Source organism: Alteromonas sp. ASW11-130, from assembly GCF_026183735.1.
Lineage (GTDB): Bacteria > Pseudomonadota > Gammaproteobacteria > Enterobacterales > Alteromonadaceae > Alteromonas.
In genome coordinates this window covers 212,388-221,984 of the sequence record NZ_JAPFRE010000016.1, presented here as the reverse complement: position 1 = coordinate 221,984, position 9,597 = coordinate 212,388, and the positions used below count along the sequence as shown (strand labels likewise).

At 41.0% G+C, this 9,597-nt stretch carries 8 protein-coding genes and 1 tRNA gene; 5 read left to right on the top strand and 4 right to left on the bottom strand.

Features of this window, described 5'->3' with window-relative positions:
* The first annotated feature begins 2 nt into the window (after positions 1-2).
* Positions 3-78, top strand: a tRNA-Val gene (locus OPS28_RS06070).
* 222 nt (positions 79-300) lie between these two features.
* Complete coding sequence (locus tag OPS28_RS06065; protein ID WP_265608567.1) at positions 301-1,929, top strand: response regulator; 1,629 nt, start codon at positions 301-303, stop codon at positions 1,927-1,929.
* A 437-nt stretch (positions 1,930-2,366) separates the two neighbouring features.
* Here the strand turns inward: OPS28_RS06065 and OPS28_RS06060 are convergent, their stop codons facing one another.
* The 3 genes from OPS28_RS06060 to OPS28_RS06050 form a co-directional block, all read right to left on the bottom strand.
* Positions 2,367-2,930, bottom strand: coding sequence for a GNAT family N-acetyltransferase (locus tag OPS28_RS06060; protein ID WP_265608566.1), 564 nt, complete (start codon positions 2,928-2,930; stop codon positions 2,367-2,369).
* A gap of 113 nt (positions 2,931-3,043) precedes the next feature.
* Positions 3,044-3,904, bottom strand: coding sequence for a radical SAM protein (locus tag OPS28_RS06055; protein WP_265608565.1), 861 nt, complete (start codon positions 3,902-3,904; stop codon positions 3,044-3,046).
* A 129-nt stretch (positions 3,905-4,033) separates the two neighbouring features.
* A complete protein-coding gene (locus tag OPS28_RS06050) occupies positions 4,034-6,571 on the bottom strand; it encodes an outer membrane protein assembly factor BamB family protein (RefSeq protein ID WP_265608564.1) in 2,538 nt (845 codons plus the stop codon).
* A 187-nt stretch (positions 6,572-6,758) separates the two neighbouring features.
* Here OPS28_RS06050 and OPS28_RS06045 point away from each other — a divergent pair, with 187 nt between their 5' ends.
* Both OPS28_RS06045 and OPS28_RS06040 read left to right on the top strand, forming a co-directional pair.
* Positions 6,759-8,549 carry an ABCB family ABC transporter ATP-binding protein/permease gene (locus OPS28_RS06045; RefSeq protein WP_265608563.1) on the top strand — a complete coding sequence of 597 codons (1,791 nt, stop codon included), beginning with the start codon at positions 6,759-6,761 and terminating at the stop codon, positions 8,547-8,549.
* Positions 8,545-8,754 (top strand): DUF3820 family protein, encoded by a 210-nt coding sequence (locus OPS28_RS06040; RefSeq protein WP_265608634.1) that lies wholly within the window; start codon positions 8,545-8,547, stop codon positions 8,752-8,754. Before OPS28_RS06045 ends, OPS28_RS06040 begins: the two co-directional genes overlap by 5 nt.
* Position 8,755: 1 nt before the next feature.
* Here the strand turns inward: OPS28_RS06040 and OPS28_RS06035 are convergent, their stop codons facing one another.
* Positions 8,756-9,160, bottom strand: coding sequence for a DUF3224 domain-containing protein (locus tag OPS28_RS06035; RefSeq protein ID WP_265608562.1), 405 nt, complete (start codon positions 9,158-9,160; stop codon positions 8,756-8,758).
* An 89-nt stretch (positions 9,161-9,249) separates the two neighbouring features.
* Between OPS28_RS06035 and OPS28_RS06030 the strand changes: the two genes are divergently transcribed.
* Positions 9,250-9,588, top strand: a complete 339-nt coding sequence (locus OPS28_RS06030; RefSeq protein WP_265608561.1) for a hypothetical protein — start codon at positions 9,250-9,252, stop codon at positions 9,586-9,588.
* The last annotated feature ends 9 nt before the right edge of the window (positions 9,589-9,597 follow it).

Below are 9,597 nucleotides of genomic sequence, written 5' to 3'. Positions count from 1 at the left end.
AAGGACGCTTAGCTCAGTTGGGAGAGCACCGCCCTTACAAGGCGGGGGTCACTGGTTCAAGCCCAGTAGCGTCCACCACCTCCTTAGATTCCTAGTAGATAACCTTCTGCAACTCTTTGTCTAGCTAAACATAGAAATTATCCACAACCCCTATAAAAATTTTTATGACAAATTTTCATTAACTTAGATGACATACGTACTGTTTCGGGTTTAAATGACTCCTTGAACTAAAATTATTTATAAAAGCTTTTATTCGTCGATAACATTGTAATTGAATAAAAAGAATAAGTTGGGAACAGCATGAATCATAAGCTGGCTGAAAAAATGCGGGTTTTGATTATTGACGATCAAGTCCTTGCCAAAGGGTACCTAAAATACTCTCTGGAGCAGCTTGGCTTTCAAAATATTGATTACGTCGAGAAATCCTCTCAGGCGATAACAGCCTTGCGCAGCCATTATTATGATTTGGTTATCTGCGCGTATGATTTGAAGGAAGAACGTGAAGGTTATTTCCTTTACGAACAACTAAAAGATAATAAGGAACTTCCCGCAACCTCAGCTTTTGTATTTATCAGTGCCGATACTTCCGCTGATATTGTTCATTCTATAGTAGAATTACAGCCCGATGAGTTTCTCGCAAAGCCTTTTACCATAGGTGATCTAGATAAACGATTAAACCGGGTGTTAAAACGTAAACAAGCGTTGAAGCCTATCTACCAAGCTCTGGAAGAAGAGAAGCTAGAACATGCGCTTGCCGAGATAGAATCATTTCTTACTGAACCCAAACATGCTGAATTTTTCCCACTCGCATTGAAGCTTAAAGGCGAAACCTTACTTGCGTGTGAATTGATTGAGCAAGCGAAAGACTTTTATCAAGCCATAATAAATGTTCAAAACTTTAATTGGGCTCAAATCGGATTGATCAAAACTTTTATTTTGCTTGATCAAGATAATGATGCCGAAAAGCTGATTTTAGAACTCGCATTATCTCCTGACGCTTCGTTAATGGCATATGACTTACTTTCAGGCTTGCAGATTAAATTGCATGAGTTTGACGACGCCCTCGAAAGTGTCTCAATGGCGACAGCCATTTCACCGCACAACATTAAGCGTCACGAAACGGCTTTGGATTTATCTCGAATCACTCACGATTATGAATCGCAATATGATGCAGCTAAACGCATTGTTAAATTTGCTAAAAACTCCATTCACGATAAGCCAGAAATTTATCTGAACGTAGCACGGGCCAGCATCGATTTCGCGATGACCGCTGAAGAGAAACAAACTAATCAGCTTATCAAACAGGCTACTGACTCGTTGCGTCAAATGAAGAATAGTTTTCCAAAAGCGAATGTTGATGATGAGGTAAAGGTAATCGACGCGCGGATTATGTATTTGCGTGACGAAAAAGACAATGCCAAAGCGTTGTTACATCAACTGAATGACGACACCTGGGAGCAACAAAGTAACGAAGCCTTACTCGACAAAGCGAAAGCATTTCATGAAGTGGGGTTGCAAGAACATGCATTAAATATTCTGGATGTTATTGAGAGACGTTGCCAGGACGACCCTCAACAAAGTGAATTATTTTTACAATACGTACAGCAAGAAAAATTAGAAAAAACCGAAATAAAGCACAGTCCGAAAGATCTCAACAATTTCGCTGTTATTAAGTATAAACGTGGCGATTTAACTACTGCGTTGAAAACATTTCGCCAGGCTTTCACCATAATGCCGAAAAATCCGTCTATTGCGTTAAATTTGTTACAAGCGACAGCGATGGAGTTACGTGGGAAAGACCGTATTATCAATGCCAAAGCAGATGTCATTATTTATCAATGTATGAAAACGATAGAAGAGGGAAAGCTAACTCAGGAACAGGAACACCGATATCAACGCATAAAAAACATATTAGCTGATCTACATTGATTCAACCTGATATCGGTCAGTGCATGTCCGACGTTCGGTAAATGGTTTTCAATGGTTTCACTAAAAAATTAATGTGCTACTGATGCTTTCGAGGGTAACCATGTGAGTAATTATATTAATTGCAATGATAGTACAGAGCATGCAAAGCTGTTAGCGCCTTTTCGTACTTAACGTATCAATACTAATAGTAAGCCGAGCTGAGCAGTACTGTAATACAAGCCCCGCCTTCAAAATAATAAATCACTATATAACGTGCGGTGGCGGTCGAAGCTTAATGGATATTTTCCATCCAATACTTCAATTCGCGTGGTAAACAAACTCTGATCGGGATCTCGAAGACTACCTAACATTTATCAAACGTTTTGAAAGATGCTTCGATCAAAAAAAGAGCTGAAAGCGTGACAAGTGTATTCTTTTCTCCTCACTAAAAGCATGTATCAGTTGTTTGAATAAGAGTAATTTTGAAGCTGCTGGGAATAAACCACAACTTCTTCGTCAAATAGCTCATCTTGATAGTGAAAATTATGACTGTATTTCATGCCCATTTTTTTCATAATGGCGATCGATGCTTTATTAGCGGGATTAGCCACTGCGGAAAACTGTCTAATTCCAAAATCGGCAAGCGCATTTCGCACTGACAAAGTAGCTTCTGTCGCATAGCCCTTGCCCCAAAAGCTACGTTTAAATCGCCATCCAAGCTCAAGATTTTCAGGGTCAGCAGTAGCGGTAAAGAACCCCATGGGGCGAACTAAAACCCACCCGATATCTTCATTAGTTTCCTTCAAAGTCACGCGCCAAATCCCCCACCCCAATGGAAAATTTGCGTAAGCCTGTAGACGCGGAATAAAAATGCCTTCGATTTCTTCGCGAGTAGTTACTTTCCCACCCGTGATATATCTCATAACAGCTTCATCCTGGTCGACTTCCCATAAAAAGGCCGCATCCGCCTCTGTCACAAATGAATAAGTGAGTCTTTCGCTGTCTTCGATGTTCATTGTCATGGTTCCTTTTTCCACCCATTATTGCGAAGTGTTGAGTCGCCTCGGTGTTATGTCTCTCGAACATATGGGGGGCGAGTTTAGTATCCTTTTTTTGCAGGAAATCCTTTAAATCTTCAACGTTTCTTTGTTTTTAGATAACCACGGTTGGAGATCCCTTCTTCACTAAACAGACATAAATGTAAATTACCCGGTGCTGACACTCGCAAGCGATTACGATTCTGACAGAAATCTTTACTGTATGGCAAAATAAATTCAATGTTGTCTACATAATCCGGATTACAAAACTCTCTGGTGGGACCTGCATCCAAATCACGTATTATTTCTACCCAGCCGTCTGCTACCAATTCTTCCAGCAGTGATTGGCCGGATTGATGTTGCTGGAAAAACCGCTGTCGTTGCTCACCTGTTTGCATCAATTCGATCAACTTAACAGAAACGGGCTTATCTTTAATCCAACTTAAAAATCGTTTCAACCTTCCCTTGGCGTAACCTGCGCGTGTAACTTCATTAATTTTTACCGATAAGCCGTGCGCGAGCGCTTGATGGATACCCGATAAGATTACTTTTAATTTATCTTGCCCAGGGATAGCACTAAACTGTACGGGGTCCCTACTATCGACACTTACCTTAACCTGCGAACAGCCTGCTCGGGCCCACCTAGCTGCAAGCCGCCCCAATATCGCGCCGTGCGTTGTTAATGCTACTTTTTGGATACTTGGTGTTTGCGCACAGGTTTCAATGATATCTGCCAAACCTTTATACAAACTCGGCTTTTCTCCAGTAGTTCTAATTTCACTGGTACCTAGTTGGTCGAATGTACTTACCAACGTGTCTATTTCAGAAATAGTTAAAAATGAAGATTGGGCAGGACCCTGGTAGCCATTAGGTAGACAATATTGGCAACGAAAATTACAGGCTTCCGTGATAGAAAGTCGTAGAAATTGAAATTCACTACCAGAGTTGTCTTTAAGCAATTTAACTTCCTACTCGGAGGGCCTCTACTGTACTTTTTAAAAATGGTACAAACGCAAACACTGTCAACGCTGTTTAAAAAAGAAAAGTGTAAAGTTAGCGTCTATCGCTCATATCTTGTAAGCCACAAGCTATTCGTTAACATTAATAGCAGTAAGTTTTGCATCTGACGATACAAACAAAATACCTTCCTTACTTAACGATAAACTGCCAGCAATTTCCATTCTCCACTCTATTTCATGGCTGGCTAATCCAATTGCATAAGTATGCGTTTGTGTGGAGACAAAAATGTGGGTCCGCGTAAATATAATATTATATTTAATCGGCGTCTCATCGGGCGTCTCCCATGTCCACAACTCGTTTCCGTTTTGTATATTTTTAACCAAAATACTGTGGGATGCACGCGTAATAAGAAGCCCTAACCCTGTTGATTTGTGGGAAATACTTTCATATTCATTCCAAATTTTTTCAAAGGGGGGAGGCTCTATAGAAACGCAAAAACAATAAATGGGCGGTCTGTTTGTATAATAAGATTCTAAAGGCCATAATATTTCATTGTTTTGCACATTGACGCTGCCATTTGTTCCGTAAGAGTAGGGCCAATCATCATAAAAATTGTTGCTTAAAGCGGTGATATTCCCTCGTTCATCAATGGCTTGTTCTTCTAAATTAAAACCTATCGTTTCAATCGGCTGCATGTCACCTGAATCTATAGAAATAGTCATTACATCGTTTGTCAGTGCTTGGAGCTGTGAATTATAGGAAAACAGTTGGCTAACATTCTCCGTGTAAATTCTTTCCCACCTTATATTGCCATTCATAGAAACAGAGGTGATCTTATTTTCGGTCGGTACAAAAATACGGTTACCAAAACTCACTACATTTCTAGAAGTGAAAGAATCGAATTCTTGTGAAAAAATAAGTTGGCCATTGAATTTATTAAACAGTTGTAAGTTGGTCCCATTGTTTATGATAACAAAATCACCACTAACGTAAGGTGTATAAAGTAAATAGGTATCAGGTATGGAATTACGCCATATCACTTCCCCGGTTGAGATGTCCAAGGCCACAATATCTGTATTCACAACAGCAGAACCGTCATCGCTTACATTGTTAGCATCAACTGCGAACGCCAGTCCTTCACTTGATACAACCTGAGAGAAAGCCACCTGTTCTATTTCCGAACTTAAATATGGAATAGGCCCCTGCTCTAATTCGTTGGATGATAGCGCGTGTTCCCAAAGCACTAATGCATTAGATACATCGCTCTGGATATTAATAAAACCAGATCGCCTATCGTCTCCCTGGTAACGGTGCCACTCTTTCACTTCTGGGATAGAATTTTGGTCCAGGGCGTCACTTCCCCAATAGTATTCTTCGACTAATTTATATCCATCTCCGTCTGCATCCTGAAAAGCATCTGAAGCATCCAATGGATTAAAGCCTTGGCGCACTTCAAATCCGTCATCTACACGATCATTGTCTGAATCTAGATTTCTCGGATCGGTTTGATATATATATATTTCATCACCATCACTGAGACCATCTTTGTCTGTATCTGCGTCAACTGGGTTGGTGTTATAGGTATCAGACTCCAACCCGTCAGGAATTCCGTCACCATCGGTATCAGTCGAGTAGTTATCCATTTCAAACGTATAAGCGGAGTCAAAGTCATTAGGTTCGATTTGGTTACCCAGCTCAGCTTGTTCTTTAACCATCACCTGTGCTATTTCGTGGATTCTGAAAGGATCGTCAGTGTCAGGGTCGCCATCTTTATCCGTTCCCGCTATAGGCAAAAATTTGACTGGTTGAGAATGAACAGTGAAAAGAAGTTCTTCATTCTGATAATAAAGTTGCAGGTCTTCAGCTCCAACCTTTCCATCAAATTCACCGTCACTAAGATCTGTGATAAGAGTTGAGAGCGCTATCTGAGAGTTAATTTCAGCCATATTAGCCATCTCAATGACTAAGGAAGCAGCTGCTTCTAATGATGCTCGATGCTCAATTGTCGCTGTGTGAACAGCTTCTTCATTCATCATTGCGGGACTGGTAAAGATATCTATATCATCCAGCAATCCAAAGCCTAAATTACGCTTTACCTTATTCACAGCATCTTCTACGAATGACGTGGTGAGACCTTCCGTAGACGAGCTATTCAACGCTAATTGCGTAGCAATCGTGGTCAAAGGGGTAATATTCACTTGAGTATGGTTCTGCAATTGTTCCCATGTAATGAGACTTTGCATGAATTTTATAACGGGAATGTCATTCGTATTAAGGTCAATCGTTTGATCGTCAGCTTCTAAGCTAAGGAGTAAGTATTCGTCACTAATATTATTGTCTAAAATAAGATGTTTAACTTCGGCTTGCTTATTGGTTAGGCCCGAAGCAAGCAACTCTCCTTTAAAATCGTGCGCTTTCAAATCGATTTTGTATACTTTGATGGGGGCAGAGATTAGTGGCCCCTTAATCGCCACAGCGTTTACTGCAGGTGAACCCTGTTCAGGCTCCTTTGCCGGAGACGGTTCAGTTGAGGGCGGAAGGTCACTTGAAACTGGAGGAGTATTAGGCGTATTAACGGTTTCGGTCATTGCCATATTGTCGCCACCGCAGCCGACAAGAGAACCGAATAGAACAGTTAAAATAATGGTACGTTTCAAAAAAAGCACTATCAATTCCATTTAACAAACTTTGAACGTGTCAGTATTTTAACCTTAATGGATGGTAATTCACACCAAAAGCTTATACTTCTTCTACCAAACAAATTAACAGATAAAGATTTATTGTTGTGGTAATTAAACATAGAATCGGAAAAATTCAGAAACAAAATTAATTACGTTTCCATTTAAGCTACTTATGCGTTCGAGCCGTTTTCCCACAGCAACTAACACCCCTATACGTTGGCAAGTTTTTCCTCTGCTACTCCCCTACCTCTTAGAGTTTAAAAGCCGCATTTTCGTTGCTTTGCTATGCCTGATTGGTGCCAAAATCGCTACTATCGGTCTACCTTATATTTTGAAATATACCGTGGATTCATTAAATGCGCCGTCCCCAGCTGACATAGCCATAGTCGTGGTAACGGCCCTGGTCATCGCCTATGGAAGCTTACGCCTATTGAACGTATTATTATCAGAAGTTCGTGACACACTTTTTGGTCGGGTTACTGAACGCGCTATGCGCCGTTTGGGGCTGGCAGTGTTCAATCATTTACACTCGTTAGATTTATCCTACCATCTTAATCGTCAAACGGGTGGACTGGCCAGGGACATTGAGCGCGGCAGCAGCGGCGTTAGCTTTTTGATGCGCTTTTTAGTGTTCAACATTGTACCTACCTTTATTGAAATATTTATCGTGGCCGCGCTATTACTTAGCCAGTACGGGGCTGGCTACGCAGTAATTATTCTGCTATCGGTAGTTTGCTATGTGGCCTTTTCAATCATCGCTACGAACTGGCGTACTCATTTTGTCAATGAGATGAATCAGGCCGATTCAGCCAGCAATTCCAGGGCTATTGATAGCTTGTTGAATTATGAAACGGTTAAGTACTTTAATAACGAGCAGTACGAAAGTCGCCACTATGACAATTCATTGGCGCATTGGGAAACAGCGCGAAGAAAAAATCGCCTTTCCCTTTTTGCACTTAATGGTGGCCAGGCCTTAATTATTGCTCTCGCTATGACCGCAATGATGGCTATGGCAGCATTTGACGTTGCAGCACAAAAAATGACAATTGGCGATTTCGTACTTATCAATGCTTTTACTATGCAAATTTTCACACCTCTTAATTTTCTGGGCTTTGTCTATCGGGAAATTCGTGGCGCTATAGCTAACATTGATAATCTTTTTACCATTTTAGAAAAGCGTTCAACTATCGAAGATAAGTCTGACGCACCCCCTCTTTGTGTTCAATCGAGTAGGTTAACTTTTGATACCGTTAACTTTAGTTATGACGACAATAGACCTATTTTAAAAAATGTCAGTTTTACCATCGAACCAGGTCAAAAAGTGGCAGTAGTGGGAGAAAGCGGTGGCGGTAAATCTACATTAGTAAAACTGTTATTTCGATTTTATGATGTCAGTTCAGGGGCGATTTTGGTAGATCAAACGGATATTCGCACTGTCAGTCAGCAGTCTTTACGCAAAGCATTCGGTGTGGTCCCGCAAGATACAGTACTTTTCAATGATTCCATCTGGGAAAATGTAAAATATGGTAACCCCACTGCATCTGATAAAGAAGTTTGGCACGCTATAGAACAAGCTCAACTATCCCCTTTCATTGAATCGTTACCTGCAAAAGAAAACACAAAAGTGGGTGAACGAGGATTAAAAGTTTCAGGTGGGGAAAAACAACGTATTGCAATCGCGCGAGTTCTGTTAAAGAATCCCCCTTTTTTATTGTTTGATGAAGCCACTTCGTCTTTAGATACACACGCTGAAAAACGTGTGATGCAAGCAATTAATCTTGTAGCACGGTCGGCTAGCACACTCATTATTGCCCACCGCCTATCCACTGTCGTTGATGCAGATACTATTATAGTTTTACATCAAGGCGAAATAGCGGAGCGAGGCACGCACAGCCAGTTACTCAAAAAGAATGGGCGCTATGCCAAACTGTGGAACGCACAACTAAAGGAGTCGACGCATTAATCCCGTAGAAGAAGCGATCAACCAGGTTATGCCATTTGGTAAATATTCAGGTAGAAAACTCATCCATTTACCTGAACCGTATCTCGTGTGGTTTCACCAACAAGGTTTTCCTGACGGGCGACTGGGCGAACAGCTCGCCTTAATTTATGAAATAAAGTTAAACGGACTTGAAAAAACGGTCAGTCCGTTGATACGAAACAATTAACCTAGTCGGCATCCTGCAATCCGTACTCAAGCTCATAAAAATGTTTACCATTTTCCAATTTGATATTCATTGAGCCTACAATACCAGACAACTCTTCTGAGCCTGAGTTCGGAATAATTGGGATATTCAGAACCTCGCCAGAAGGCCCCATAATGCCACTGTGCTGTACAACAAACGCCCCCCTTTTACCCTCAAGTGTTCCCTTGATAATCTCCATAGCAACATAGCCGGCAGAGCCTTTCACTGGCGTTATAACGCTTAACATTTCGCCTTTACCCGAGGCAGTTAAGTCGCCTTTATAAGTCTTATCGATCGTCATACGATTAACCGTATTATCATCATCTGCCATAAATGTGGGCTCAATGGGTTTAAGTTCTACATCAAACTCGCCTACCACTTTTTTCATGCATTACTCCTTACGCAAGTTGGTTGGTATCGATCTCAAAAAACTGTATACTTATACAGCCTGATTTGCAACATTTCTGGACGTATGTTTTGAGATCTAATCGCCAAAAACAAATTATTATCGACCGACAAATTCTAGCATTACATAAAGCCATGGTCGAAAAAGTGATCTCCCGCCCCCAGTTGTTCGAAGTTTTACAAGACAACCTTAAACGTTACCAAAAGATGAATATACTTAGTTACGGTAGCGCTTTGTTATGGGAAGGCATATTAGCGACTTATGTTGAGCCACTGATGTTTCGAGAAATGGTGCTAAGTAAAGAGCAAAGGATTACGCACTTACGCAGACGCACAATATTCAGTGGTATATTAACCGAAGCTGAAAGAGAGGATGTGCTGACGAAATATATCGCCAGCGAATTAAGCTGATTTTGAATG